General features: G+C 55.4%; 26 protein-coding genes, 5 tRNA genes and 1 pseudogene. 14 read left to right on the top strand and 18 right to left on the bottom strand.

Annotated features, from left to right (window positions below; all coding sequences use genetic code 11):
• Nucleotides 1-2 precede the first annotated feature (2 nt).
• Genes D5125_02845 through D5125_02820 form a run of 7 tightly spaced genes read right to left on the bottom strand, consistent with a single transcriptional unit; the run spans nucleotide 3 to nucleotide 3,427 of the window.
• Nucleotides 3-965, bottom strand: coding sequence for a hypothetical protein (locus D5125_02845; GenBank protein QFY88502.1), 963 nt, complete (start codon nucleotides 963-965; stop codon nucleotides 3-5).
• Entirely contained in the window at nucleotides 962-1,102 is a 141-nt protein-coding gene (locus D5125_17295; GenBank protein QPB72196.1) for a hypothetical protein, read from the bottom strand. The genes D5125_02845 and D5125_17295 overlap by 4 nt, the downstream gene beginning before the upstream one ends.
• Nucleotides 1,103-1,115: 13 nt before the next feature.
• Nucleotides 1,116-1,445 carry a single-stranded DNA-binding protein gene (locus D5125_02840; GenBank protein QFY88501.1) on the bottom strand — a complete coding sequence of 110 codons (330 nt, stop codon included), beginning with the start codon at nucleotides 1,443-1,445 and terminating at the stop codon, nucleotides 1,116-1,118.
• A gap of 16 nt (nucleotides 1,446-1,461) precedes the next feature.
• Complete coding sequence (locus tag D5125_02835) at nucleotides 1,462-2,325, bottom strand: hypothetical protein (GenBank protein ID QFY88500.1); 864 nt, start codon at nucleotides 2,323-2,325, stop codon at nucleotides 1,462-1,464.
• A 3-nt stretch (nucleotides 2,326-2,328) separates the two neighbouring features.
• Nucleotides 2,329-2,883 (bottom strand): DUF697 domain-containing protein, encoded by a 555-nt coding sequence (locus tag D5125_02830; GenBank protein ID QFY91037.1) that lies wholly within the window; start codon nucleotides 2,881-2,883, stop codon nucleotides 2,329-2,331.
• A gap of 25 nt (nucleotides 2,884-2,908) precedes the next feature.
• Nucleotides 2,909-3,142 carry a hypothetical protein gene (locus D5125_02825; GenBank protein ID QFY88499.1) on the bottom strand — a complete coding sequence of 78 codons (234 nt, stop codon included), beginning with the start codon at nucleotides 3,140-3,142 and terminating at the stop codon, nucleotides 2,909-2,911.
• A 15-nt stretch (nucleotides 3,143-3,157) separates the two neighbouring features.
• A complete protein-coding gene (locus tag D5125_02820) occupies nucleotides 3,158-3,427 on the bottom strand; it encodes a hypothetical protein (protein ID QFY88498.1) in 270 nt (89 codons plus the stop codon).
• A gap of 187 nt (nucleotides 3,428-3,614) precedes the next feature.
• Between D5125_02820 and D5125_02815 the strand changes: the two genes are divergently transcribed.
• On the top strand, nucleotides 3,615-3,788 hold the full coding sequence (locus D5125_02815; protein ID QFY88497.2) for a hypothetical protein: 174 nt from the start codon (nucleotides 3,615-3,617) through the stop codon (nucleotides 3,786-3,788).
• Nucleotides 3,789-3,818: 30 nt separating this feature from the next.
• Here the strand turns inward: D5125_02815 and D5125_17290 are convergent, their stop codons facing one another.
• From D5125_17290 to D5125_02785, 8 genes and pseudogenes are all read right to left on the bottom strand, one after another.
• Nucleotides 3,819-4,724 carry a hypothetical protein gene (locus D5125_17290; protein QPB72195.1) on the bottom strand — a complete coding sequence of 302 codons (906 nt, stop codon included), beginning with the start codon at nucleotides 4,722-4,724 and terminating at the stop codon, nucleotides 3,819-3,821.
• A 7-nt stretch (nucleotides 4,725-4,731) separates the two neighbouring features.
• A complete protein-coding gene (locus tag D5125_02810; protein ID QFY88496.2) occupies nucleotides 4,732-5,646 on the bottom strand; it encodes a hypothetical protein in 915 nt (304 codons plus the stop codon).
• 112 nt (nucleotides 5,647-5,758) lie between these two features.
• Entirely contained in the window at nucleotides 5,759-9,391 is a 3,633-nt protein-coding gene (locus D5125_02805; GenBank protein QFY88495.2) for a CHAT domain-containing protein, read from the bottom strand.
• Nucleotides 9,392-9,674: 283 nt separating this feature from the next.
• Nucleotides 9,675-10,238 carry a hypothetical protein gene (locus D5125_17285; protein QPB72194.1) on the bottom strand — a complete coding sequence of 188 codons (564 nt, stop codon included), beginning with the start codon at nucleotides 10,236-10,238 and terminating at the stop codon, nucleotides 9,675-9,677.
• A 199-nt stretch (nucleotides 10,239-10,437) separates the two neighbouring features.
• Nucleotides 10,438-11,007 carry a CHAT domain-containing protein gene (locus tag D5125_02800; protein QFY88494.1) on the bottom strand — a complete coding sequence of 190 codons (570 nt, stop codon included), beginning with the start codon at nucleotides 11,005-11,007 and terminating at the stop codon, nucleotides 10,438-10,440.
• A 41-nt stretch (nucleotides 11,008-11,048) separates the two neighbouring features.
• Nucleotides 11,049-12,479, bottom strand: a complete 1,431-nt coding sequence (locus tag D5125_02795) for an IS66 family transposase (GenBank protein ID QFY88493.1) — start codon at nucleotides 12,477-12,479, stop codon at nucleotides 11,049-11,051.
• Nucleotides 12,480-12,487: 8 nt separating this feature from the next.
• Nucleotides 12,488-13,161: pseudogene (locus D5125_02790) on the bottom strand (DNA adenine methylase).
• Nucleotides 13,162-13,283: 122 nt separating this feature from the next.
• Nucleotides 13,284-16,526, bottom strand: a complete 3,243-nt coding sequence (locus D5125_02785; GenBank protein ID QFY88492.1) for a tetratricopeptide repeat protein — start codon at nucleotides 16,524-16,526, stop codon at nucleotides 13,284-13,286.
• Nucleotides 16,527-17,044: 518 nt separating this feature from the next.
• Between D5125_02785 and D5125_02780 the strand changes: the two genes are divergently transcribed.
• Nucleotides 17,045-17,299: a hypothetical protein gene (locus D5125_02780; protein ID QFY88491.2), complete on the top strand. Its 255-nt coding sequence runs from the start codon at nucleotides 17,045-17,047 to the stop codon at nucleotides 17,297-17,299.
• Between the two features lie 512 nt (nucleotides 17,300-17,811).
• Here the strand turns inward: D5125_02780 and D5125_02775 are convergent.
• Nucleotides 17,812-18,426, bottom strand: coding sequence for a helix-turn-helix transcriptional regulator (locus D5125_02775; GenBank protein ID QFY88490.2), 615 nt, complete (start codon nucleotides 18,424-18,426; stop codon nucleotides 17,812-17,814).
• Nucleotides 18,427-19,845: 1,419 nt separating this feature from the next.
• Here D5125_02775 and D5125_02770 point away from each other — a divergent pair.
• The 10 genes from D5125_02770 to D5125_02730 all read left to right on the top strand — a co-directional run bounded on the left by D5125_02770 (nucleotide 19,846) and on the right by D5125_02730 (nucleotide 24,269).
• Nucleotides 19,846-19,922 (top strand) — tRNA-Pro (locus tag D5125_02770).
• Nucleotides 19,923-19,996: 74 nt separating this feature from the next.
• A tRNA-Phe gene (locus D5125_17280) sits at nucleotides 19,997-20,119 on the top strand.
• A gap of 3 nt (nucleotides 20,120-20,122) precedes the next feature.
• Nucleotides 20,123-20,199: transfer RNA gene (locus tag D5125_02760), tRNA-Arg, on the top strand.
• 4 nt (nucleotides 20,200-20,203) lie between these two features.
• Nucleotides 20,204-20,280: transfer RNA gene (locus D5125_17275), tRNA-OTHER, on the top strand.
• Nucleotides 20,281-20,285: 5 nt separating this feature from the next.
• Nucleotides 20,286-20,362 (top strand) — tRNA-Cys (locus D5125_02755).
• An 89-nt stretch (nucleotides 20,363-20,451) separates the two neighbouring features.
• Nucleotides 20,452-21,003 carry an HNH endonuclease gene (locus D5125_02750; GenBank protein ID QFY88489.1) on the top strand — a complete coding sequence of 184 codons (552 nt, stop codon included), beginning with the start codon at nucleotides 20,452-20,454 and terminating at the stop codon, nucleotides 21,001-21,003.
• The gene (locus D5125_02745; protein QFY88488.1) at nucleotides 21,000-21,791 is read left to right on the top strand and encodes a nucleotidyltransferase domain-containing protein; all 792 of its coding nucleotides are present in this window, start codon (nucleotides 21,000-21,002) and stop codon (nucleotides 21,789-21,791) included. The genes D5125_02750 and D5125_02745 overlap by 4 nt, the downstream gene beginning before the upstream one ends.
• Before the next feature lie 3 nt (nucleotides 21,792-21,794).
• Nucleotides 21,795-22,991 carry an RtcB family protein gene (locus D5125_02740; GenBank protein QFY88487.1) on the top strand — a complete coding sequence of 399 codons (1,197 nt, stop codon included), beginning with the start codon at nucleotides 21,795-21,797 and terminating at the stop codon, nucleotides 22,989-22,991.
• A gap of 659 nt (nucleotides 22,992-23,650) precedes the next feature.
• Complete coding sequence (locus D5125_02735; protein QFY88486.1) at nucleotides 23,651-23,947, top strand: DNA-binding protein; 297 nt, start codon at nucleotides 23,651-23,653, stop codon at nucleotides 23,945-23,947.
• A gap of 1 nt (nucleotide 23,948) precedes the next feature.
• Nucleotides 23,949-24,269: a helix-turn-helix domain-containing protein gene (locus D5125_02730; GenBank protein QFY88485.1), complete on the top strand. Its 321-nt coding sequence runs from the start codon at nucleotides 23,949-23,951 to the stop codon at nucleotides 24,267-24,269.
• 308 nt (nucleotides 24,270-24,577) lie between these two features.
• Here D5125_02730 and D5125_02725 read toward each other — a convergent pair whose 3' ends face one another.
• Nucleotides 24,578-24,883: a type II toxin-antitoxin system RelE/ParE family toxin gene (locus D5125_02725; GenBank protein ID QFY88484.1), complete on the bottom strand. Its 306-nt coding sequence runs from the start codon at nucleotides 24,881-24,883 to the stop codon at nucleotides 24,578-24,580.
• Nucleotides 24,883-25,128 carry a type II toxin-antitoxin system ParD family antitoxin gene (locus tag D5125_02720; GenBank protein QFY88483.1) on the bottom strand — a complete coding sequence of 82 codons (246 nt, stop codon included), beginning with the start codon at nucleotides 25,126-25,128 and terminating at the stop codon, nucleotides 24,883-24,885. Before D5125_02720 ends, D5125_02725 begins: the two co-directional genes overlap by 1 nt.
• A 639-nt stretch (nucleotides 25,129-25,767) precedes the next feature.
• Between D5125_02720 and D5125_02715 the strand changes: the two genes are divergently transcribed.
• Together D5125_02715 and D5125_17270 are read left to right on the top strand one after the other, a co-directional pair.
• Nucleotides 25,768-25,959, top strand: coding sequence for a hypothetical protein (locus D5125_02715; protein QFY88482.1), 192 nt, complete (start codon nucleotides 25,768-25,770; stop codon nucleotides 25,957-25,959).
• A gap of 3 nt (nucleotides 25,960-25,962) precedes the next feature.
• A complete protein-coding gene (locus tag D5125_17270) occupies nucleotides 25,963-26,127 on the top strand; it encodes a hypothetical protein (GenBank protein QPB72193.1) in 165 nt (54 codons plus the stop codon).
• Nucleotides 26,128-26,241 lie beyond the last annotated feature (114 nt).

Here is a 26,241-nt window from a genome sequence, read left to right as displayed (position 1 = left end):
TTTTATAGCTCCATGATGCGTTGTTGTTGATAGATTCTGTATCGAGTCATTTTTGAAACTGCCTCATCGACGCTTGTTTCAGACATCACCATTTCTCTGTATTGATCGTAAAGTCCACCAGCAATGAATACGCTCGGGATCGATAACAGGCCACCACCTGCCGCAAAGACCAGGGCCCCGGCGAGCCCAGAGCCGATGCTTCTTTCCATCCGGTATCGACTACTCCGGAGAGCAGAAGTCACGCTCGATTTGCCAATGGCGAGTTGGTAGCCCTCGGTAATTAAAATGAAGGCCAGAGGTATCAGGGGATTGAACGCATCAACCGCCGAGTCGAGCATGGAGTTATCCATGATGCCGATAGCCTCAGATACCCTTTCTCTCAATATCGCCTCAGTGATTTCGGAATCGAGAACCAGGCCATTTGCGCTATCAGCAAGTTCGGCTGTGGAGATGATCTGAATATCTGGATAACGGTCCAGGGTGTCCTTGATATAGCTTAGGCTGTTGCTGGCCTTTAATTGCAGATACTCGGAAACCTGTCCTTGAGCATCGACAATTTGCAGATCCCAACCAGGTTGATTGGCGTTCTCTGCCATGATGGCGCGATAGCCTTCGGGTAGTTGCAAGTCGCCCACTTGTTCCCCAGCATTGAGCTTGTTTGTGACCAGATATTCGAAGTATTTTCCCTTGGCGGCATTCAAGATTCCTGTCATTTCCTCAGGGCTAAAATCGTAGAAGAGGCTTGGGGAGAAATTGGGATTGGTTTCTTGAATGGCCATGCGAATCAAGGGGTCAACGTCGTCAGGGTTGGTCGCATGCAGTTGAATGCTGGTAGCAACAATGGTGAGATCAATGAGGGATTGACGTTGAGATACTGAGTAACGTTTGTATGCGTCATTAAAGCCAAATAGGGCTGCTGACGAACCCGTAACGTATCGCGCATGAAGCGAGCGCAGTCCCCTCATTGATTAGCCGACCCTTTGTTTATCTGTCTAAATGCCAGTTCGAATCCTTGGTCCATTGCATTTTTTAAATTGTGTAATTGAGTTCGCATATCTTCCATGGCGGCGGTAAGGCTGTGGGCCTCTTTCTGATCGGACATGCCGAGAACTTCTTCAATCCGCGTCAATCGCTGATCCATCCGGGTGAGCATGATGTCCATTCCGCCTATGATTTCTTCCATCAGCAGATGGTGCTCGTCGATTTTCGCGTTGATCTGTTCTCTTTTGGTCTGACTCATCGGCAAAATCCTTCTGGTGATTGATGAGAAACGTGCATACAGTAGAAAAGTTCCCCATGGTAATGCCGGTTTTACGTCCTTTCCAGGTCTCCGTTGTTGCCACGCGCAGCTTGGCCATATAGTTGCTGCTGGGCATTGAGCGTACCTCGGGATCAGCGCCCAGGTTTCCGATGAGAATAATCTTGTTGATAGTGCCTTTGGACATCACAAGTTTCTCGACGTCAACTGGTGGAGGCTTCGGGCCTGAGGCCTGGAAGTGGCTGCTCCTGTGAAGCCCAGTCGGCCGTGTTGTAGAGGAGTTGTGCGATCAGAAATGCACCGAGAGCCTGGCCGGCGACAGGGATGGCTAGAACGGCAATAAGCACAGCCAGCTTGGTCAACTTCAAGCCTGTAGCCATGCCGGCCAAAATCTTGAAACGGTTCAAGCTGATCTCGTCTCGCTGGTAGCGTTGCCACAACTCCCACACAACCAAGGACACCGAGGCAAGACTGAGGGCCGGAAAGTAGTCCCAAAGAGAGGCCTGATCTGCATGATTTATGATCTGGTCGACAACCTCCTCGACACGGGCAGTCAGTTCACCGTTCTCGATGCCAGTGGTCTCCAGTCCCAGCTTGTCTGCCAGCTCATCGGTAACGATAATCTCTCCATCAGGGTGTGTCTCGATCCAGTCGTTCACATAGCTCAGGTCGTCGGTTGCTTTGAGTTGTAGAGGCCACTGCAAGCCACTGGCCTCGTCGAACATTTGAACATCGTAGCCGGGGTGGTTGGTCTCTGGGTAAAGGCTGGCGTAAATGCTGTCACCATCGCCGTTTTCCAACTCGACAAACTCCATTTCGAAGGCGATACCTTTAACATTGCTGACCAGCCCATCGATCTGGTCACCGTTGTACTCGGCTAATCGTGCACCCATCTCATCGACGCTGGCGAAACGAAACTCCTCTGAACTTCGCCGAAGGGCGGCAATGATCGATTGATTCTCAGTGTCGATCTGGAACCCGGGAGAAAAGGCCAGATCAGCCAAGCAGGCGAGAATCGCGGCTTCATCGAAATTATTCTTCAGGTAGCGCACAGTGGGTTCGGACATGATTCATTTCTCCATGTCGGCCTGACGGTATCCCTTCCCTTTGCGCTTACCCTCGGTCTTGGCTGACTCCCACGCTTGCTTGATTGTTTGGCTGTTGAGTTTTCGTCCTTTGGCTCGCTCCTGGATCATGTAATCGAGAACTCGACCAATCGCATAGGTGAGGCCGTACACCAGTGGGATGGTGGTAAAGCCGGCAAGCCCGGGCAATCCAATCTTGTACAAGCCCAGAGCCGCCTGTTGGGCAAGCATCCCGAGGCCGACAACCTTGGCCAGCTCCAGAACAATTTCCTTGATAGAACTCTCTGATAGAGGAATGCCGCGCACAGCGGCCAACCGTTCGGCAAGGTACATTTGTATCGGCGTGAGAAGAAAAATGTCTGCAAAAGGAATAGGCTGTACGGCAACCCCTGCACATGCTCCGGCGATGATGTGGATTACGCGCTCGGCCTTTTCATCAGCACTGAGATCATCACGGTTTTCGATATCCGTAAGGTTGCGGTTGATTTGGGACTTCATAGAAGATAACCAATCTTCTGCATCAATGTTATTTGTGTTCATGTCTGCGCTCTCTGCTATTAGGTTTTTAATAGTCATATCCATCTTCCCAGTCTTCGTGTTCGGCAATGCTGTTGTAGACATCATCCATTACGCCAGAATAATTCATGATGGCGCCATTATCGTCATGCTCAAAATTCTCGCTTCCTTCGTAGTCATATCCTGAATGGTTGGAAATGAAGGGTTCGCGGTCCTTTCCATGGCCTATGCCTTTGTTGTGGTTCATGACTTCTTTGATTTCTTTCCAGGTTGTGTCGCTCATCGTTATCTCCTTGGTTTAGTGATGAACTGGCTTATAACGATGGCCGACCGTGATAATTTGACCATCAGATTCAACACAATAGACATCTAGTTTGCGTTCGATTTTAAGGTACTCTTGCTTCGGCAGATCCATGCGGATGCGATCTTTTGCCTTTTTATCCAGAAACACGATGATCCCTTTGTGGCCATCGTGAACCTTACGTCCATACTGGTTCAATATATTTAGGGTCCTGGTTGAAATGGCCCGCTGCTGCATTCTGACTTGTGCGTGCTTGGAAATATGCATTTCTATATCCTCAGTAAGTTACTTTCCGAGCAGACTAGGTTCGCCCTGCTCAAGTCAATGAACGGCAGGGTTTTCTGCAATGACAAAAAAATTCTGAAATTTTTTCGAGGAGATGAGAGAGGAAATGAAGTTGTCAGTCTGGCTCGGCCAAGACGTTAGATTCAATAGTGTCCATGAGGAGTATGCGATGAACCTATTGCTGATAATGCTTATGCTGGCTGCACAATTGCCAGAAAGTGATGACGGATGGGGGTTCTACTACACCCTGTATGTCTATGAAGACACAGCAGATTGGGCCAAAAATACATCCATTGAGCTTGACGACAATGGTTGTTTGAAGATGCCTGCTGTCGAGATATGATCTAATTCAGGGCCCACGAAGCAGGCTCGATCAATTCTTACCGCCCCAACGAAGAAGCTCCTCCACATCCTTGCACCCAGGGCCTTTGAGGCTGTAAGTGTTAATGAGGGCTCCTAAATCGGTAGAAGGGGAAAGCGCCGCCCATTGATCCGAGAGTGTGGTGAATACTGCTTGGCCTGTAGCATCAATAGACGATGCTGGACTTTGGCATGCCAAAAATGAGGCCAATGCCCATTTTCCGGTGCTTGTTGCAAGGCTTATTTCCCGCTCGCACGAGACATCGACAGAAAGGCAGAGTGGCGCTTCTTCGGGAAGTCTTCCGGCGCTTCCCGGGATCAAGCGGCCCGATGCCTGTAACTTCTTCAGCCCTTGACTCACCCCGTACATAAAGGCCTGCTTCGTTGTCGAGGGCGTTCCAGTTTCTACCGAACCACCGCGAAGGATGATTCTCGGGCGCCATGGCCAATGCACATCGCTGGCAGTGGATTTCAAATCGGCATAATAGTCGTCAAGCTGACTGTCCAGCGAAGGCGACTGCATCATGGGTGCCAGCATTACCACTAATATCACTAGCGTCGCTGCTGCAGCCAGTCCACCGGACCAGGAGGGGCTTAGGAAATTCGTAAGGGCTTCAGAGGCCTTTTCCCACCAGCTTTGGACTGCGGTCAATGCTTTTGGGGCATTGGCGCCCTGAGTATCCAGTTGGGCCACAAGCTCATCGGCCGCGATCAATTCTTCAAGCATCTGCAGCAGGCGGGGATCATTGGCAACCTGTTTACGTACCTCTCTTGAACGATTTTCATCCAGTAGGCCAGTGCGAAATTGGTCCAGAGTTTCCAGATCAATTGTAGGAGCCTGATCCGAGGGACGCTCTCGTGATAGCAGCCACGCAATGCCGAGCTCCCTTGAATGCTGAGGTATTTCCGAATCGCTCATTCTGGTATCAGTCGTTAGTCATGTCAGTTAACGGCGCCGAATCAGGAAAATGACCAGAAAAATGCACACTTTCCTCATAAATTATTTCGTCCATGCCTATTCCAGCCTTTTCCAGTAGCATTCGCATGCGATCCAAGGCTTGCTGTCGCCGGTAACGAACCTGGCGAACACTCAGTCCACCCAGTTGCCGTCCAATCTCCTGTTCGGTCAGCTCTCCAGAAAGCGTGGCGTGTAAGATGAAAGATTGTTCGTCATCCAGTTCTAGCCGATCACGCAGTTGCTCTCTCAGAGACTCGATTCGTGCAACAAAATGGCTGATAACCTCCAAGTCCACCTGAGATTCTTGTCTGAACAGATATGCCTGGAGCCCAGCACGCTGGATTTCCATCAGTTCCTGTTCAGGGGTCTTATGAGAAGGAATATCCACCACCGTTCCTTCATCATCATGGATTGACTGGTTGACCCGCCCTTTGCCGGCACATTCTTGACGCTGATCCATTTCATCCAGTAACGCGCCTGCCCGGGAAACATCAATTTTGGATGTGGCCAGTTCTATATCCGAAGACAACTCCGCCAGAATCTCTGTTCGGCCTTTTTTGGCGAGGCAGTAAAGATCGAAAAGTACTTGGCCCAGGCGCCCAAAGGCCTTGAGCCAGGCTCGCGGTTCAGCTCTGCCGCTCAATTGACGGTTCAAATCTGTTACGGCATTACGAAAGGCCATCATTACATAGCCATCGGATAACTGGGCTTCGCTGTCTGTTTGATGCTTGCGTTCGAGGGAGAGGGCCACCAGCTGGCGAGCGTCTTCCATCAACTGAAATGGGTCAGTCAGATGGCTGAATTTTTCACGGCAATAGTTGGCAAAGATCGCACTCCAGCGATCTCCGTAGATCTCCGTTATCAACTGTCCTGCATTTCTCACTCAGCAAAACCTTTTCCAGCTCGCCTGGCGGCCTGTTTGGCTTGCGGTGATAGTAATGCGCTACCTTACAGCGATCAATTCAGGATCGTTGGTCAGATATATTCAGCCCGCCTCATCCCCCATCCCCCACCACCACAAAGGGCGCCCATAGCGAGGGATGGCTCAGCAGCGGGTCCCCGGAATCGATCATGGCCAGCATGGCCTGCCGGTGCGCCTCAGCTCTTGGGAGTTGCTGCTCCTTGAAGCTCCGGAACATGGTGCTCATCAACTCCACCGTGGCAGCAGAACTGACCGACCAATGCGAGACCAGCAAGGCTTTGGCGCCCGCATAGATGAAGGACTTGGCCAGACCCGTAAAACCCTCGGACGCCATACCCTCATCGCCCTCGCTCCCTGCCGTATTGCAGGCGGACAACACCACCCAGTCGGCATTCAGCTTGAGCTGGGCAATCTCGCTGAGGCTGAGGAAGCCATCGTCTTCTTCCGTGGCTTGCTTGGGCGGAGACAGAATCAGTCCCGGCTCGATGCCCTTGCCCAGTTCCCCGGCCAGGACGCCGTGCGTGGCAAAGCTCAGGATGTTGTACTGAGCCAGTTGCCGCCGTTTAAGCTCGGTTTCCGTCGCCTTCTCCCGCAGCAGCAGTGCCTGATGCCGGTCCGTGCCAAGCACCTCGGCAATGGCCATCAACTCATCGGCCGTGTCGGGTATGGCGGGCAGTTTTTTTAACAAACGCAGGCGCGTTGTGCGCAAGTCGGCAACCGGGTCCAGTTGCTGTTGCATCTGCTTCAGGGTACCGGCGTTGCGGTACAGGATTGGCGAGGGGGCTGCTCCGGCCAGCTGAACCTCAAGGGTCGTGGCCGGATGACCCTCAAGCAAGGGGTCACCGACACCGAGGAAGGGTTGATCTGCCGGGGTGGTGAATTCCTGACTGCGCAAAGCGACAATCGCCGACAGGGACGGCAGTACGCTCAGACTGAAACGGCGGGCCAGCCATGGGGCGTTCCGGTAGCTTGGGCTGTCTGCTGGAAAATCCTCATGATCGGGTTTTTCGGTGAGCAGCGTGGCAAAAGGCAACCGGGTCAGCGGGCCTTCAGGCACCAGCAAGAGGTGATCAATGCCTTCCAGCTCCTGTTGCCATCCCTGGCCAAACAATTGCTGGAACAAGGCAAAGGACAGACCCGCAGGGAAAGCGCCTAACTCACCCTCGTGCTCCGGGTTTGCCAGGTCCAGAGCCTGGTGAATCTGTTGGACCCTCTGTCCGACCGGCTCCGGACCGACCGGTAGGGCATGGAGCACCAGATCCCTGTCCTTTCGCACCACCAGCAGGAAACTCTTCTCCGCGCCGAGAACCCAGGCCAATGCGGCCTCATTGGGCTTGAGCAGGCTTTGCAAAGCATCGAGCTCAACGATCTGACTGCCCTCGAATTCGGTGTAGGCGGGAAAGTCCCTTTGCAACCCTTCTCTGACCGCCCGTTCACGCTGCTGCAGGTCTTCGATCCTGGCGCGGATGCGTTCGCGCTGCTTGGCAGGTTGCTGATCCTCCTTCAATCCGAACGAATCCAGCAGTCGTTTCTCCGCGACCTTTAACTGCCCCAGCAGGTCCTGGCGTTGGCGTACCCGTTCAGCCAGTTCACCTTGGCCTCCGACTGCCAGACGTTGAGCCAGTAACTGGAAAACCCCGACATTATTAGAACGGTGTGCCAGTTGCATTGCGGCGAGGGCATCGGGTTCATCTTTGACTTGCAGGATCTTCAGGTTCGCAAGTAAGGTGAGGAGGTGCAAAGCGTTTTCGCGGACTTTGATCCCGACATGTTTGCCAGCCATTTCCTTGCGTTGGTGCTGGGCGTCTATGGATAATGCCCGGCGGCGTAGGAATAACTCACTAGAAGTATTCTTCTGGTCGTTATATAGATCCCCCAAGTGGGCTAAGATTCGTGCAATACTTGGATGCGCAGGACCTAAGGTCTTTTCTGCAATTGCCATTGCGCTCTGATAGAGAGGTTCGGCTTTGTCAAATTGGCCCAGGTCTCGATGAAGCTTGGCCAGATTTACGAGCCTAAGAGTCATATCGGGATGCTGGGGCCCCAGCACTTTTTCTGTGATCTGTTTGGATCTAGATAATAGCGGTTCCGCTTCCGTGTAACGGCTCTGGAGTCGAAACAGTTCGGCTAGGTTATTGAGGCCAGTGGCTACATCGGGGTGCTCTGGGCCCAGGACTTTTTCATTAATCGATAGAGATTGCCGGAGCAGTGGCTCAGCCTCGGCATAACGACCCTGCTTACTGTAAAGAACAGCTAAGTTATTGATGCTGTGAGCTACATCGGGATGCTCTGGGCTAAGCATTTTTTCTCTAATTACCAAGGAGCGCCTGTACAGCAGTTCGGCTTCGGCGTAGCGGCCTTGGTCGGCATAGAGCACAGCTAGATTGTTGAGGCTGTTGGCCACATCAGGATGTTCTGGGCCCAAGACCTTCTCTCCGATAGCCAAAGATCGCTGATGCAGCGGCTCAGCCTCTACGTAGCGGCCTTGGACGCCATAGAGGCCAGCCAGATTGTTGAGGCTGGTGGCCACATCGGGATGTTCTGGGCCCAAGACCTTCTCTGCGATAGCCAAAGATCGCTGATGCAGCGGCTCGGCCTCGGCGTAGCGGCCTTGGTCGGCATAGAGCTCAGCCAGATTGCTGAGGCTGGTGGCCATATCGGGATGTTCTGGGCCCAAGACCTTCTCTCCGATAGCCAAAGATCGCTGATGCAGCGGCTCAGCCTCTACGTAGCGGCCTTGGGCGCGATAGAGGAGAGCCAGATTGTTGAGGCTGTTGGCCACATCGTGATGTTCGGCTCCGGCCTTTTCAAGGATTTCCAAAGATCGCTGTAGAAGCGGCTCGGCCTCCGCGTAGCGGCCTTGGTTATGATATAGTATAGCTAGGCTGTTGAGGCTGGTTGCTACATCAAGATGTTCGGGACCCAAGGTCTTTTCTCTAATCGCCAGCGATCGCTGATACAGCGGCTCGGCCTTGGCATGGAGGTTCTGAGCGTCATAAACTATGGCTAGGTTAGTTAGAGTTTGCGCTACATCAGGATGATTGATTCCTAGGCTCTTTTCCCTGATTAATAGAGATCTAAGGTAAAGAGGTTCAGCTTCGGTGTGGCGGCCTTTGTTATGATATAGTATAGCTAGGCTGTTGAGGCTGGTTGCTACATCAAGATGCTCGGGACCCAAGGTCTTTTCTCTAATCCCCAGCGATCGCTGATACAGCGGCTCGGCCTTGGTATGGAGGTTCTGAGCGTCATAAACTATGGCTAGGTTAGTTAGAGTTTGCGCTACATCAGGATGTTCTAGTTCTAGATTTTTTTCCCTGATTGTTAGCGCGTGCAGGTATAGAGGTTCAGCTTCGGCGAATCGACCTTGTGCTGTATATAGGGTGCCCAGGTTGTTGAGGCTGGTAGCCAAGTCCTCATGCTCAGAATCCAGTTTTTCCTTTCTAATCTTGAGTGCTCGAGTTAAATAAGGTTCTGCTTCGGCGTCTAATTCTTGTGCAAAATACGCTTCAGCTAAACCATTTAGAATTGTGGCTACAGATGGATGGTTAGTCCCTAAGTGGGTCTCAGCCTGCACAAGAGCTTCAGTCCCTAATTGAACCGCTTGAGCATAATCCCCGGATGTATAGTATCTACTCGCCTCATCGTACAGTTGCCGCCACTCGGCCTTGTCTGGCGAGTATTCTGACTCCTTTGCATGCAGGGTCATAGTCCAGCAAATGCAAAGAGTTAGAGCTAGCAAGATTGCCCAGCTACGTTTTACTAAATGTCGTGCTTTAAGCATGTCGCCTTATGAGATCCACTATAATGAATTAAGTACCGCTGAATATTCAAAGGCTGCGGGTTATTGAAGGTAAGCACAAAATGATTCTCGTACCATTGATCTGGAGGCGAGGCAATAATCACAAATTTTTAACTCCGCTCTCGCTATTTAGGGACGAATAGATCATTTCTTACCAAACGTTGAGTAAGCTTACATCTGACATAAATTGTCAAGGCGCGACCCTAGCACCATCACTTGGCTGAGAAAGATCATCTTCCGCTACCCAGACTTGATGTTGATCTTTAAGATGCTCGTGTTGGTGTCTTATCATTTCCCACAGATACGCTGTACGTAGATGTCCCTCAATTAAAAAAAAGGCGGATGATCTTCCATTGGCAGCATATTTTATTAGGCTTGGCAGTCGCCCTTTATTCCTAAATACCAATATAGGGGCGGGTGTAGTTCCACATTCAAGCATTCTTGCTGCTAGCCACGTTTCCCTTCGTTGTGTTTTGGTGAATAGTTCAGAACCCCAATGGTCTATACACGCCCTCAAATTATCTGGGACCCCTATATCCATAAGCGTTTCGTTACTGAAGTTGATTAATTCGTATTTCCAAGTAAGTGCGCCTTCGGTAATCCATTTTGATTTGAAGTCAGCCCAGTGCCTATGAATCCAGTTCTTTATCAAGCACTCTGGAATGTTACTGTATTCTTTTGGCCATCGAGATAAATAACTCTCAAAGGATTCAGCATTGCCATTGCCGTAATTCGTAACTTCTGGAATGTTCATCGTGATCTATCGGTATATTTGAAAATTTTTACGGCATTGAGTGGTAAATATAAAATTCTATCGTCAACTGTTGATTTGCTGTAATGATTGTGTTTACACGCAACCCCATTATTTCGTGCTGACTGACATCCCTTGTCTGTTGAGAAGTGCAAGCATTGACTGCCATCAAATCACAGCAAATACTTACTCCAATTTGGTTTCATCCGCCATCCCCCACCACCACAAAGGGCGCCCATAGTGAGGGATGGCTCAGCAACGGGTCCCCGGAGTCGATCATGGCCAGCATGGCCTGCCGGTGCGCCTCAGCTCTTGGGAGTTGCTGCTCCTTGAAGCTCCGGAACATGGTGCTCATCAACTCCACCGTGGCAGCAGAGCTGACCGACCAATGGGAGACCAGCAAGGCTTTGGCGCCCGCATAGATGAAGGACTTGGCCAGACCCGTAAAACCCTCGGACGCCATACCCTCATCGCCCTCGCTCCCTGCCGTATTGCAGGCAGACAACACCACCCAGTCGGCATTCAGCTTGAGCTGTGCAATCTCGCTGAGGCTGAGGAAGCCATCGTCTTCTTCCGTGGCTTGCTTGGGCGGAGACAGAATCAGTCCCGGCTCGATGCCCTTGCCCAGTTCCCCGGCCAGGACGCCGTGCGTGGCAAAGCTCAGGATGTTGTACTGAGCCAGTTGCCGCCGTTTAAGCTCGGTTTCCGTCGCCTTCTCCCGCAGCAGCAGTGCCTGATGCCGGTCCGTGCCAAGCACCTCGGCAATGGCCATCAACTCATCGGCCGTGTCGGGTATGGCGGGCAGTTTTGTAACTATTCAGGGGGCATCCCCATGAAATCGGGCCACCGCCCCTCGTAGAGGAGCCGCAATGCCTGTTCGGAAGATACCCCATTTTTCTGGCAGGTGGACAGATAGCTGCGGATGCGTGCAAAGATTCTTGCCCCAAGCTCTGAACGGAAACAGCCGGAGATCTTCTGCTGAACTTTGCTCATGCGCAGATCCCGTTCTCCCTGATTGTTGGTAAAGGGCACGTCCAGCTCCACCATGAAGCGCAGGACATCGGCCTCGAACTGAATCAACCGTTCCAGCAGGTTTCGGGATTTGGATCGTTTCAGCCGGCCCCGCTGTCCCGATTTCCGCTGAGACTCATCCGGTGGTGGACACTCGATCTGTCCCGCTTTGAGCAGTTGTCGGTATCGTTCCCGGAAGGCCTCGGCCTGCGTGCTGTTCAACACACCGCCCGCCTCATCGACAGCTTTGTTGATCTCCAGCAGCAGTTCCTGCACCTGTTTGGCCCACTGCTGTTGATCCTGCTCCCAGGCGCGCTCCAGCTCCCGCAGGTGGTGAGCGTTGCACAACGCGTGGTAACAAAGAAGCTGGTAGTAGGGCTTCCAGTGGTCGTGTACCAGGGTGCGGGTGTACCCGGGAAGGACCCCCATCGCCGCTATGGCCTCGCCACCGCGTTTGTCATGGGGCATCAGCAGGGTCAGGGTGGCACTGCATAGCACATGCAGCCATTTGCGTTTTCCGCCGATGTTGATCCCGGTCTCGTCGGCATGCAACAGGAGCGCCCGCGACAGCTCGCGCTTTGCCCAGTCCTCAAACGGGGCCAGCATTTCGTAAACCTCCTTGTTGAAGTTGTAGAGGCTGCCGGCACTCAAGGGAAGGCCGAACTGATCGGCAAAGTGCTCCTCGATGCGCTGGTAGGGCAGCAGTTGGAACAGCGACATGTAAACCGAGTGGATTTTGACCCCGGCGGCGTACTGGGTCTTGACCTTGACATGATCCGGGAAGGGAGCGACCACGCGTTGCTCCCGTGCATCGGCCAGGATCTCGGCCCGATATTCCGTGACCACCCGGGAAATGTGGATATCGAACACCTGGCGGCGCTCATAGCCGATACACCGGAAGATGCCATCGGTGGGAAGCGTGGCACGATCCACCGGGAGCCACTCGACATGGTCCGGATCATCGACCAGTTCCAGGTGGTGGCCCGTATGGCCTTTCTGGGCACCGGGGGTATTGTTGTTGCCGTTTTTCCCCGCCTTCTTGCGATTGGGGTCAGTGGACGGGGGCTTGGAGCTGTTGCGGCTATTGAGACCCAGTCGGTTCAACAGCAACGTGGTCAGGGTCAGCAACAGCTCCAGCGATGCACGCAGCGCCGGTGAGAGGTTTTTCTCCTCGTCGAGCTGCCGTCTGACCGACTCGAGGGTCTGCTCGACCGGGATGTTGTCGATTATCATGGGCCGGGCTACTCGAACACTTCGCCGGCTTCCACCGCCATGATCGAGGACAGTACCGCCAGCCGTTCGGCAGGAGGCATGGCCTGATAGCGTCGCCCCAACTGTGTGCCTTGCGTTTGATGCTCTGGCGGTGCGTGAAGTTGCGCCCCGCAAAGCTCGGCCAGTGCACCCGGTCCGGGGTGAAGTTGAACCACAGCTTCTCGGTTCTGACCCCGGCCTGATTCATCACCTGCAGTTCCAAGGTACGCCACTCTCCCAGCAGATCGTCGTAGAGCGCCGAGGGATAGCCGGAGAGGATCACCGCACAAGGCAATTGCTTGAGCAGTTCCAGCAATTGCACATGATCACTTTCCTCGTACTCGAAACGATAACGGCGTTTGGAACGGCGGGTGTGGTGCAAATAAGGGGGATCGCAATAAATCAGTTCCCGACCCTGAAAGTCGAACGAGCGGAGAAACTGATGGGCGCAGCCACAGACCTTCTCGATCGGATAGTCACACTCAAAGTGGGCCAGTGCGGCCGGATCGAGATCGATGGCAATATTGCGCAGCGCCGGTGGCTTGCGCTGCATGATGGTGCCACCGCCAAGATGGGTCTCGATATAGGTGTCGTGGGGCGGCATCAGGGCAATGATCGGTTGACACAGACCTGAAGTCGCTTTGGAACCAAAGTAGTTGCTCATGAGAACAGCCCATTCTCAAACAGAGGATGGAACACAGCATAGATGGGCCTTCCTATGCTGTCAAGGGCAAATGTAGGTGATTTTTTGGTTCGGAGAGTTATGGCTTGGCTCTGACGGGCACTTTATTGAAGCGCCTCTGAATAGTTACGCAGTTTTTTTAACAAACGCAGGCGCGTTGTGCGCAAGTCGGCAACCGGGTCCAGTTGCTGTTGCATCTGCTTCAGGGTACCGGCGTTGCGGTACAGGATTGGCGAGGGGGCTGCTCCGGCCAGCTGAACCTCAAGGGTCGTGGCCGGATGACCCTCAAGCAAGGGGTCACCGACACCGAGGAAGGGTTGATCTGCCGGGGTGGTGAATTCCTGACTGCGCAAAGCGACAATCGCCGACAGGGACGGTAGTACGCTCAGACTGAAACGGCGGGCCAGCCATGGGGCGTTCCGGTAGCTTGGGCTGTCTGCTGGAAAATCCTCATGATCGGGTTTTTCGGTGAGCAGCGTGGCAAAAGGCAACCGGGTCAGCGGGCCTTCAGGCACCAGCAAGAGGTGATCAATGCCTTCCAGCTCCTGTTGCCATCCCTGGCCAAACAATTGCTGGAACAAGGCAAAGGACAGACCCGCAGGGAAAGCGCCTAACTCACCCTCGTGCTCCGGGTTTGCCAGGTCCAGGGCCTGGTGAATCTGTTGGACCCTCTGTCCGAACGGCTCCTGACCGACCGGCAGGGCATGGAGCACCAGATCCCTGTCCTTCCGCACCACCAGCAGGAAACTCTCCTCCGCGCCGAGAACCCAGGCCAGTGCAGCCTCATTGGGCTTGAGCAGGCTTTGCAAAGCATCAAGCTCAACGATCTGACTGCCCTCGAATTCGGTGTAGGCGGGAAAGTCCCTTTGCAACCCTTCTCTGACCGCCCGTTCACGCTGCTGCAGGTCTTCGATCCTGGCGCGGATGCGTTCGCGCTGCTTGGCAGGTTGCTGATCCTCCTTCAATCCGAACGAATCCAGCAGTCGTTTCTCAGCGGCCCGTAACTGCCCCAGCAGGTCCTGGCGTTGGCGTACCCGTTCAGCCAGTTCACCTTGGCCTCCGACTGCCAGACGTTGGGCCAGGAACTGATAAACCTCGGTGGTAGCGGAACGACGCGCCAATTGCATGGCGGTAAGGGCATCGGTCTGATCCTGTACCTGGAGCGTCTCCATATTGGCCAGCAAGGGCAGGTACCCCAGTGCATGATTACGATTCTGAGTGCCGTCCTGTTTGCCGGTCAGCCCTTGGCGCAGGCGCTCAGCATCAATGGCCAGTACACGGCGGCGCAGGGGCAGTTCTTCGGCGGTTTTTTGTTGGTCGTTGTATAGCCAGGCTAAATTATCAAGGCCGGTGGCGACTTTGGGGTGCTCTGGGCCCAGGGCATGTTCACTGATCGCAAGGGATTGTTGGAGTAGTGGCTCGGCTTCGGCGTAACGGCCTTGGTTAACATAGAGGCCAGCCAGATTGTTGAGGCTGTTGGCCACATCGGGATGTTCTGGGCCCAAGACCTTCTCTCTGATAGCCAAAGATCGTTGATGCAGCGGCTCGGCCTCAGTGTAGCGGGCTTGGTTATGATAAAGCCCGGCCAGGTTGTTGAGGCTGATAGCTATGTCGGGGTGCTCCGGACCTAGGGCCTGTTCCGAAATTGCCAGAGATTGCTGGTATAGGGGTTCAGCTTCGGCGTGGCGGCCCTGGTCATGATATATCAATGCCAAGTTGTTGAGACTGTTGGCTAGACCCGGATGCTCAGGGCCCAGGGTCTTTTCGCGGATCGCCAAAGCTTGGTTGCACAAAGATTCTGCCTCGGCGTAGCGGCTTTGGTGGCGATAGAGCATGGCTAGGCTAATGAGGCTGGAGGCTACACCGGGATGCTCTGGACCCAAGGCCTTTTCTATGATTGCCAAAGACCTCTGGTACAACGGTTTGGCTTCGGCATAGCGACCCAGACGGACGTAAAGATAAGCTAGATTGTTGAGGCTGGCGGCCACATCGGGATGCTCTGGACCCAAGGCCTTTTCTATGATTGCCAAAGACCTCTGGTACAACGGTTTGGCTTCGGCATAGCGACCCAGACGGACGTAAAGATCGGCTAGATTGTTGAGGCTGGCGGCCACATCGGGATGTTCTGGGCCCAAGACCTTCTCTCTGATAACCAAAGATCGCTGGTAAAGTGACTCGACCTCGGCGTAACGACCCTGGTCGACATAGAGCCCAGCCAAATTGTTGAGGCTGGGGGCCACATGGGGATGCTCGGGGGCCAACGCCTTTTCATAGATCCCAAGAGCTCGCTGGTATAGGGCTTCTGCCTCTGCGTAACGGCCCTGCACGGCGTATAACCCGGCTAGGTTGTTGAGGCTGGCAGCAACGTCAGGATGCTCGGTACCAAGGACCTTTTCTCTGATAGCCAAAGATCGTTGATGTAGCGGCTCGGCCTCGGTGTAACGGCCTTGGTCGACATAGAGGCCGGCCAGATTGCTGAGGTTGGTGGCCACATCGGGATGTTCGGAGCCCAGGGCCTTTTTCGAGATTGCCAGGGATCGCTTTTGCAGTGGCTCGGCTTCGGCGAAGCGGCCCTGCTCGGCGTATAACCCGGCCAGGTTGTTGAGGCTGGTAGCAACATAAGGATGCTCGCTACCCAGAACCTTTTCTCGGATCGCTAGGGAGCGGTTGATCAGTTCTTCGGCTTCGGCGTGTCGGCCCTGGACTAGATAGAGTACGGCCAAGCTGCTGAGTACAATGGCCACATCTGGGTGCTTGGGCCCCAGCGCCTTTTCCTTGATCGCCAGAGATCGCTGGTACAACGACTCGGCCTCGGCGTAGCGGCCTTGGCGTTGATAGAGTCTGGCTAGGTTGTGAAAGCTGCTGGCTGTATCGGGATGCCCTAAGCCCAGAGATTTTTCCCGGATTGCCAGGGACCTTTTGTACAGTGGCTCGGCATCGGAGAGGCGAGCTTGCCTAATATAAATTCTGGCCAGCGTGTTCAGACTGGATGCCACATCGGGGTGGCTAGGAGCCAGAACTTTTTCTCTGATGGCCAAAGTGCTTTTGCTCAGGGTCTCGGCTTCAGTGTACAAACTTAATTCCAGAAGGGACTGGGCAATCTCATATGATATGGTGGCTAGGTCCAAGTTGTTTAAATCTGGATTGGCCTCAGCAAGATGCAGAGCCTTCCTCCCCGCTTCCACAGCCTCTGCATATCGGCCCTCTTTGTGCAGTCTGCCCGCCTCATCGTGCAATCTTCTCCAGTTGGTCTCGCCAAGCAACTGAGGGGGGGCTGCTTGTGCTGCATATGGTTCAGCCAGAAATAAGACGAGAAGAGCTATCAGGAGCTTTTTGGAGTGGGCCATACCTTGCACGTCTGAAAATCCAGTGAGTTTTTATAGGGAATCATGGAAATATAACGCCCTGGAATTAGGAACTGACAAAAAAACTCCAGTATTAACCCATGTTTGACACCTTAACCCCCCGCTTTTGCCAAAAAACGGCCAAAATAATGTATAACCGTTTGATTTTAAATGAGTCGATTTGTCGATTCGTCCATGTAGTGCCATAAAATAATAAACGCTATTGACAGGCAAGAGTGTATATGGCAGCCTTTCTGTTGCACCAGAGAAAAACATTTAACGAACTGAATTTAATGAGTATTTTTTAACCAAAGCCACAAAATTAAAAAATGTAGTGCCACTCAGCAAATTATGCCCCTGTAACCAACTGAATATAAAGACTATATTGTTTAAGATGTCAAAGATGGGTTAATGGACGTGAGTTGCCGCGGACAAGGACGGGCCGTTGTCCCGTGCATGAAGAAAAACAGAGTGCCAATCTTTGGTAATTATGGCACTGAATATTGTCCATGCTCTCGGGCATGGACGCACTACTTTCGCATCTCAACCTTGATGACCTGAACACTGCAAGGTCGGATATTACCACTGCCCTTCTGACCTTAGCCAAAGGCGAAAGTGTCGCTCAGGTGCGTATTGGCGATTCGGCCACCAGTTACCAGCCTTCTGATGTGGCATTTCTGAAGGAGCTTGGAGAGATTATTGCGCGATTGATCGCGCGCAAACAGATAGGCGAAGCCCGGTCGGTGCGCGCTCCGTTTTACGTGGAGTTGGGCTGACAGGACGGCCAAGTCTAGGCGGTAGGTGTCAGGTCCCGCTTGATCGATTACCACCTAGAAGCTATCCATTAATACTGGCTCGGGCCCGCCGGCGTGCTAGGGGGGGCACTTATCGGGCTGTCCAATTTCTGGGGTCCACTTCTGGCGCAACTGGATCAACGGAATTAAATTTCTGCGTGTTGACGTTTAGCATCACGGCTTCTGGTTCTCACTAGCGCAGCACAAGGTTCAGCCAAGTTGCCAGGTTAATTTTCGCCGTAGATGCCGCAGATTCCGGTCGTTAAGCTTTTTAGGCTTTCTGGTATGAAACGATCCAGATAGTACTGGCTTTGGCTTTCGCTGTTCAAGGCACTAATTCTCGCGGGAAATTTGCGTGGATCAGTGGTGCAGAGTAGGCCATTGTTGGGCAAAAAGTGCAACGGGCGACAGGATAAGTTATCGATAAATAAGTGAATAAAATTCACTTTGCGTTTTGCCCGACATACTTCCACCAAAAGCCACTTTGGGAGGTGCTATAAGGCGTTCCCTTCGTCGAATACCAGTCGTGCAATGGCCAGCAGTCTGCGCCGATCGTTAGCCGACAGGCTGGCGTAAAGGGAAAACCATTCGCTCTCCTCATCGCCCGTAGCGTCCAGGCTCGGTCTGGATCGGGATCGGTCAAACCACCCCTTGGGCTGCTTTAAGTGGGCTTCGCAGCGCCGCGCCAGGCTATCCGGAATCGGCTTGAACGCATTGGCGCGGTGTTTCTCCGCTTGCTGTGGGCTCAAGCCGATATGCTCCAGCAGTTCCGGTAGCCGAGCCGCCTGCTCGGCCTGGTCGAGCAGGGCCACCAGGTTGCGATGACGAACGGCCTGGCGATCGGCGGCACGGGGCGCGCCCACCCCATAGGTCAACCAGCAGGGTTCCACGCCGAGCACCGCGCACAGTTGCAGGGTCTCCTCGATGCCCGGGGTGGAGGTGCCGGTCTCGAAATTGTTGATGCGTCCGCCGCTCCAGCCCAGACGTTCGCTCAAGGCGCGGCTGTTCGATTCCTTGGCCATCAGGCGGGCCTGGCGAATGCGTTGGCCGATCTTGACGTAGTGGGGGTTGCGGGCGGGTGACGGTTTGCGGCTAGGGGGCTTGGTCATGGGCAAAGTGTACCAAATTCCAATTTTTTTGGAATAAGGGCTTGCAATTCGCCCATCGATGGCTATCATGTGCCCCATGATCGATGGCCCGTGGGTCATCCACTACCGAATACAACTGAATAGAGAGAACCATGTCTTCGTTACCACACCACCACAATTTGCCCCTGCGTTCAGGCGTTCTCCGCCTGACGGCATCCCGTGGTGGTTGTACCGGGGAAGGGAATTGGGGCAGCGCGATATCAGCCTTTGCCGACTTTGGCCGTCCCCTAGGTAAATTTCGCCCAGCCAACCGGACTGGAATCGGTATGCGGTAACCCTCACTAGCCAACGATTGGCGGGAGGTTACCTGAAACGACCAGGCACCTCCCGCGGAATCAAAACCCCGGTGGTGCCCTGAATGCACGACCGGGGTTTTTGCGTTTTGGGCGTCTGTAAATCCCGGGATCGGCACCGGTTAGCTATGGGTGTGGCCGATGACCCTCTTGACCCAAGGGGGCGCAACCGAGCAAACAACGGGTCATTGGATAAGCGCATGTCGGCCATTCGCGAGCGAATCCGATTGTACCAAGAATCTTGGATATGCGGCCTGGCGCCGATAAGGGGTGGTGACATCCCGAAAGGGGGTAAGCCTGCGCGCTCCCGCCCGGATATCCGGGTCAATCCAGGCAAGCCTCGTCCCCCCGCGGCAGCGGGACTTCAGTTTGGCTGGAGTTAAGGGTGACGCGAGCGGCGGTTGCAGCCGGCTTACCGGCCTCACGCGAGGGAACCGGTGTCGGCCAGTGTTCGGGTGGTGCCGAACCACCGCCATACCGACTCGCCAGCCACGAGGGATAAGGGGTAGCACTCAGAGTCCGAGCCTTGCACGCAAGGGCCGGGTGCAGTTCCAGGGGTAAAGGGCCCGCGGGCACGGCATCCTGACGAACCGTCGAGTACCCGGCAGGGGAAAGACAGAAGGTGTGTGGTATTTCGCGGTTCAAACGACCGCGAAGCCACCGGGGCACGCACATCTTGGCAGGTTGTGTCGCGCGTTGGGCGCAGTGGTCCTGAAAACCACGCCGGCTGAACTCCGGCCCACAACGGAAAGACGTGTCCCAGGATCGTCCGAAAATGGCGTAAGCCTGGATCATCCACGGGTGAAATTCAGGCGTGTCCGAGGCCCCAAGCCGAGGCACTTCGATGTGGCGTTGCACGGTGGCGGCAAACCTTTGTTGTCTGGCGGGGCAGACGGTAAACCAAGCATCGAGTAGGGCGAGCCCATGCAGGAACTGCCACCTGTCAAAAAAGGCCGTCATGTCACAGGACTCTGGTGCTGCCTCGGCAGGCCCGGGTGGATACGCGGGAACCCCGGGGTTGGTCCCCTGGGGATAATCCGATCAAGGCTGTGATGCGGGTCGCTGTAATCTCAGGCGACCCAACATTCGGGGCATGGCGCAGTCGGGTAGCGCATCCGCTTTGGGAGCGGAGGGTCGCAGGTTCGAATCCTGCTGCCCCGACCAATGGCTTGGCAAGCGGACTTCTGGGTGTAGACCAGGATCCGACTTGCCGGTGAATACGGGTAAGTAAACAAACGGGACGGGTAGCTCAGTTGGTACGACCGCATGGATGCAGAAGGTAGAGCAACGCAGGAGCAGTTGCCGAGAGCGTGCGCTTGAAGCGCGCAGCGTCGGTGGTTCGATTCCACCCCTGTCCACCATATACGTCCATGGCCAAACGGGATAAGGCACCCGGCTTCGAACCGGGCGAATCGAGGTTCGAGTCCTCGTGGGCGTGCCAATAACGCGGGAAGGATGTTGGTTTCCAGCATGGGCTCATATCCCATTGCCAACGGCAGTTCGATTCTGCCTCCCGCTACCAACAACGTGGACGTGGCTGAGGGGTCCAAAGCACCCGGCTGCAACCCGGGTTTTCGTGAGTTCGAATCTCACCGTCCACTCCAAAATTGAAAAACCGTCATGGGGATGCGGGATCATGGTCGCTGATCCGTACCGCCGGCATCGCATCGACACGAGTACCCAGGAGGATGACATGCATTTTCTTGCCCTGGATTGCGCGGGGAACCCCAGCGTCTGGCTGGACCCGGAATCGGCCATTCAGCTGGTGGCCGCAGAGCGCGTGCTGGCCGGCCTCGGCGAGACGGTCCGTGTCTTCCAGGGTGGCATCAATGCCCGCACGGGGCGGCGGTCTCGGATTGCAGTGGCCTCGATCCTGCTTACCCGGGGCAAGGTAAAACCCCACCTCTGGTCGAAACACTACGAACCTCCGCTGACCAACCCGGCCTTGTTCCGGCGTGACCGCCACCTCTGCCTCTATTGCGGCGGACGCTTTGCGGCCAGTGCCCTGACCCGCGACCACGTCCTGCCGAAGAGTCGGGGCGGCAGCGACAGCTGGGCCAACGTGGTCAGCGCCTGCCGCAGCTGCAACCAGCGCAAGGGCGCCCGAACGCCGAGGGAATGGGGCACCGAGCTCCTGGCCGTCCCTTATGTGCCCTGTTACGCGGAGCACCTGATCCTCGGCAACCGGGCCATCCTCGCCGACCAGATGGCCTTCCTGAAAGCACGATTGAGGCGCATGCCATGAACATCGACGACACCATCCAGCAGCGGTTGACCGCCATCGAACGCGAGCGGGACGTTCGGATTCTCTATGCCTGCGAGTCCGGCTCCCGGGCCTGGGGGTTCGCCTCGCCGGACTCGGACTACGACGTGCGCTTCATCTACGTGCAGCGGCGAGACTGGTACCTGGCCTACAACATCGAGCGCAAGCGCGACGTCATCGAGTTGCCCATTGTCGATGCCATCGATTGCAACGGCTGGGACCTGCGCAAGGCCCTCTACCTGTTCGCGCGCACCAATGGCGCCCTGCTGGAGTGGTTGAACAGCCCGATCCGCTACCGGGAGCAGGGCCTGACCGCTGAAACCCTGCGGCAACTGGCGCCGACGGTCTGCAACGCCACCGCGCTCTGTTACCACTACAGCCACATGGCGCGCGGCAACGCCCGGGACTACCTGTTCGGCCAGCAGGTGCGCCTGAAGAAATACTTCTACGTCCTGCGGCCCCTGCTGGCGATCCGCTACATCCAGCAGACCGGCACGCCACCGCCGACGGAATTCCAGGCGCTGGTGGATGCCGTCGCGCCCGACAGCCTGCTCCCCAGCATCCAGGCGCTACTGGAGCAAAAACGCCAGAGCGTCGAACTGGGTAGGGGTGAAGCGATTCCCGCCATCGACCGTTTCATCCGCGCCGAACTGGACGAGCAGGACGACCGCTTCACCGGACAGGGCCGCCCGACCCTGACGGGCAGCGCGGTTGATGAATCGCTCAACCGCATCTTTCGCCACGCGATTACCGAATTCGAGGAGGACTAGACCGTGCCGATCAAACAAGTCATCAGCCAAAGCGCCAAGCCGGTCAAGATCTGGACCGACGAGGTGGATGAGAAAAGCCGGGAACAGCTGGCCAACATCGCCAGCCTGCCGTTCATTCACCACCACGTCGCGGCGATGCCGGACGTGCACCTGGGCATCGGTGCCACCATTGGCTCGGTGATCGCCACCGACAAGGCCATCATCCCGGCTGCCGTCGGCGTCGATATCGGCTGCGGCATGATCGCCACGCGCCTGACCCTGCACGCCAAGGATCTCGACGAGAAGAATCTCAAGCGGGTGTTCGACCAGATCAGCCGGGACGTGCCCCTGGGCCGGGCCCAGCATGCCGACGACCGCGCCCTCGGCGACGCGGCGCGGCCCTTCGCCCGGCAACTGGACGGCATGACCCAGCGCCATCCCGATCTGCTCAAGTCCTTTGGCAAGCAATCGAAATGGGTCAACCAGATGGGCACCCTGGGGGGTGGCAACCACTTCATCGAGGTCTGCCTGGACGAGGCCGACCAGGTCTGGATCATGCTTCACTCCGGCAGTCGGGGCATCGGCAACGCCATTGCCGACTACTTCATCAAGCTGGCGAAGAAGGACATGGAACGCTGGTTCATCCAGCTGCCGGACCAGAACCTGGCCTACTTTGCCGAGGGCAGCGATCATTTCGATGATTACATCGAAGCGGTGGACTGGGCGCAACGCTATGCCTACCAGAACCGCCAGTGCATGCTGGAACTGGTGCTGGCCGCGCTGCGCCGGCATCTCAAGCCGTTCCAGATCACCAAGGAAGCGATCAACTGCCACCACAACTACGTCGAGAAGGAGCACCACTACAGCGCCAACGTCTGGGTCACCCGCAAGGGCGCGATCCGTGCCCGGGAGGGCGACCTCGGCATCATCCCCGGCAGTATGGGTACACGCTCCTACATCGTGCGTGGCAGGGGCAACCCGGAGAGCTTCTGCTCCTGTTCCCACGGTGCCGGTCGCAAGATGTCGCGCACCCAGGCCGAGAAGCAGTTCAGCCCGGCCGACCTGGAACGCCAGACCCAGGGCGTGGTATGTCGCAAGGACAAGGGCGTACTCGACGAGATCCCGGGGGCCTACAAGGACATCGACCAGGTCATGGCCAACCAGGCCGACCTGGTGGAGGTGGTGCATACCCTGAAGCAGGTCGTCTGCGTCAAGGGGTGAGTCCGATTGGTAGGGAGGATTTCTGGACGGTTATATCCTGTCACGTCGAGACTGCTATGCGCAACTGGCCCGCCAGACCCTCGCAAACCGGCCACATGGCTTGCGTCCGGAAATTCATCTAGACTGCTGTGAGGGAGTAGAATGCCTGGCCAGTCTAGGGTGGTGGCATTTCATAGGTTCAGCGTTCTAAGGAAAGTCTCTAGACTCGCGTCACCGCTAATCAGCTGGAGAAAACGATGACTGCCCTGACAATGGAAACTCGGGTCACTCCAGACCATACTCTCCAATTACCGGACGAGTTGCCTGTCAATGCTCGTATCCGAATTCATATAGAACAAATCAGCGAGGATGTGGATGCCTCCAACACACCGCCGCGCACGCCATTGGGGCATCGCTTGACACAGTTACGCCGGGCCTACGTGGCAAACTGTGGGCGGTTGTTATCTCCGGACGAACTAGACCTCGAAGTACGCCATCGCCGGGGTGGCCTGGGGGATGACTAAACGCACCTATCTTGATGCCAATATTCTTATCGCCGCATGGCAGGCGAAAGACCCGCTGGGTGCCCGAGCAATGGCAATTCTGGATGGCCCCGGTCGGTATTGTCCGGAGTTTAACAAAAATTGCGAGAAATTACGGGATTCCCGTATAATCTCCTTATGCGCACCGTCATTGAAACCCCGACATTCCAGAAGCAAGCAGAAAAGATCTGGACGGAGAATGAACGCTTGGAATTTATCGAATGGATTGCGGCCAATCCTACAGCTGGCGATGTCATTCCCGGGGCTGAGGGAGCGCGCAAGGTGCGATGGTCTCGCTCGGGTACAGGAAAATCCGGCGGTGTTCGTGTGATTTACTTCAACTTGACCGAAGACGGTATTGTGCTGTTGGTGGCGCTCTACGCCAAGGGCAAGCAAAGCACGATGAGTCCAGCGGAAATCAGAAAGGTGACGTGAGATGGGAAATCAATTCGATGTCGATTTAGTCGCCAAAGCCATTGAGGCGGATGCCGGTGAGGTGTTGCCCGATCTTCGTCAGGCACTAAAGGAAGCGCAGGCGCGTGCGGGTCGCATTACCACGCCGGAACAGATGCTGGTGCGTCAGGCGCGAGAGAAGACGGGACTGACACAATCGGCATTTGCCGAACGGATCGCCACACCCGTGGCCACCTTGCGTGATTGGGAGCAGGGTCGTTTCACCCCGCCGGGTGCAGTGACTTGTCTACTGCGCTTGATCATCAAACATCCCGAGTTAACACGCGAACTCTCCATCTCGTGAATGAAGGCCATTGTCCGGTGTGCTGGATAGCTGGGCGAGGGACTGGTATGGCCAATTCGCTTTTCGTTGAGACCGGGTAGGGCTGTGACAAATTTGTACCAAGTTGAACTGAATTGAACCGCATTTACCGCATTTTGTTGACACGTTTTGGGATGTGGCAGGCGATCCAACTAACTAAATATTAAGTTAAAAACAAATCACAAGGACGATTGAGCAACCCTGAGCTCGGCACCTTGGCGGTTGCAGAGCGCCCGGTTTGAACGACAGTCAGGCCGGCCCTTATTGGCTCCTCGGGTAAAGCCGGGGGGTTAGGGCAGGTCCGTCTCGAAATGCCCGATCACGTCTTCACTTTGATGGGGAAAGCCGATGATCTCTACGCCAGATGCCGTGATGAGGTAGAAAATGACATGACGGCCCTGCGGAAGGCTTCGATAACCGCATTTCACTTCATCGCGTGTTCTTCCCAGGTAGGGGTTGTCGGCAAGCTCGACGCAGGCGTGATGTAAATCCCTGAGGTAGCAATCCGCTTGCCGTTGTCCCCAGTGTTTGGCGGTATAGCGCCAGATAGCTGCCAGATCGGCCCTGGCTAGCTCACGCAGTTGATAGCTTGCCATTAGCCCTTGTGCTGGTCGTGCAGTTCGGACAGAAAGGTCTCGAAATCGAAATTTACGGCCAAGGGGCTGTCCTCGCCCGCCTGGAGTCGGGCACGCAGGGCCTCCAACTTGAGTTCGTCCTCTTCTAGTCGGCGCAGTCCAGCCCTTACGGCTTCGCTTACCGACTGAAAACGGCCTTCCCTGATCTTGCTGGCAACAAATGTATCGAAATGCTCACCCAGGGTGACCGAGGTATTTCTCGACATGACGCCTCCCATCACACAGCTCAATATTAGTTATTAATACAGTGTTGTGTAGGCGTCGGTCAATAGGTTCACCGGGCTCGGGCTAGGTCGGCTGCCCGGGCGTGGCTCCTTTCAGGGTCGCAAGCTTGCCGTCCCCCTCTGTCTTCACTGGTCTGGCTAGACTGTTTGCAGTGGAACCAGACAGGGGAGAGACGCCGGTTGTCTTTATCCGATAACGGAACTCCATCGATATCCAGTGAAAACAGATCCAATTACTGAAAGAGTGGAGGGTATTGGTTGCGATCTGTCTCCTGATGGACTCGGGAAGAGCTGTGACAAATTTGTACCAAGTTGAACCGAATTGAACCGCTTTTATCGCATATTGTGACATGGTTTGGGGTGTGGCAGGCGAGCTAACTAACTGAATATTAAGTTAAAAATAAATCACAAGAACGATTGAAAATCCTCGTGTCGGTGGTTCGATTCCGCCCCTGGGCACCATATAAATCAACAGGTTACAAGAACCGACTCAAGCAACTGGACAAAGACCACCGCGCCCGTGTCCGGGAGTTGGAGCGTGAGCAGCAACAGGCACGTACCGCCGTCGATGCCGAGTTGAGCACGCTGACCGGAACCACTCGCTCCCGGTCAACCTAGGGAATGCGGCGCGATAGCATCACCGCCGGCATCCTCGCCATTCTGCAGGCCCAGGGTGAACTATCGACCCGAGCCATCAAGTCTCATCTCGCTGAGCAGGGCATGACCCCCAAGAACCTGGCCCAGACCCTGGCCTATCTCAAAGGCCGTGGCCAGATTGTCAGCCTGGGTCACGCCACCTACCGGGTGGCCTGACGCATGAAGATCGTCATCACCCTCACCGACGCCCCCGATGGCAGGGTTACCATCGAAGGAGAGCGCCTGCCTGCGCATGCCGAGACCCTTGGTACGGTGACTACAGCCGCCGTACTGGCCGATGAGCTCCTGCAGCATGCCCAGTCCCTGCAGGACGAGTGCGAGTAGGTGCCAACCTTAGCCCGCAGTACATCCGGCGAACCATCCATCGGCCCGCACCTTCGCGGGCGTCACCCATTCCCCGCTTGTCCCCGACCGCATCTTCCCGCACGTTACGTAACG

Source organism: gamma proteobacterium SS-5 (assembly GCA_009497875.2).
In the GTDB taxonomy this organism is placed as follows: domain Bacteria; phylum Pseudomonadota; class Gammaproteobacteria; order Chromatiales; family Chromatiaceae; genus Magnetovirga; species Magnetovirga frankeli.
The sequence above is the reverse complement of the archived record's forward strand: the minus strand, read 5'-3'. Positions and strand labels throughout refer to the sequence as shown.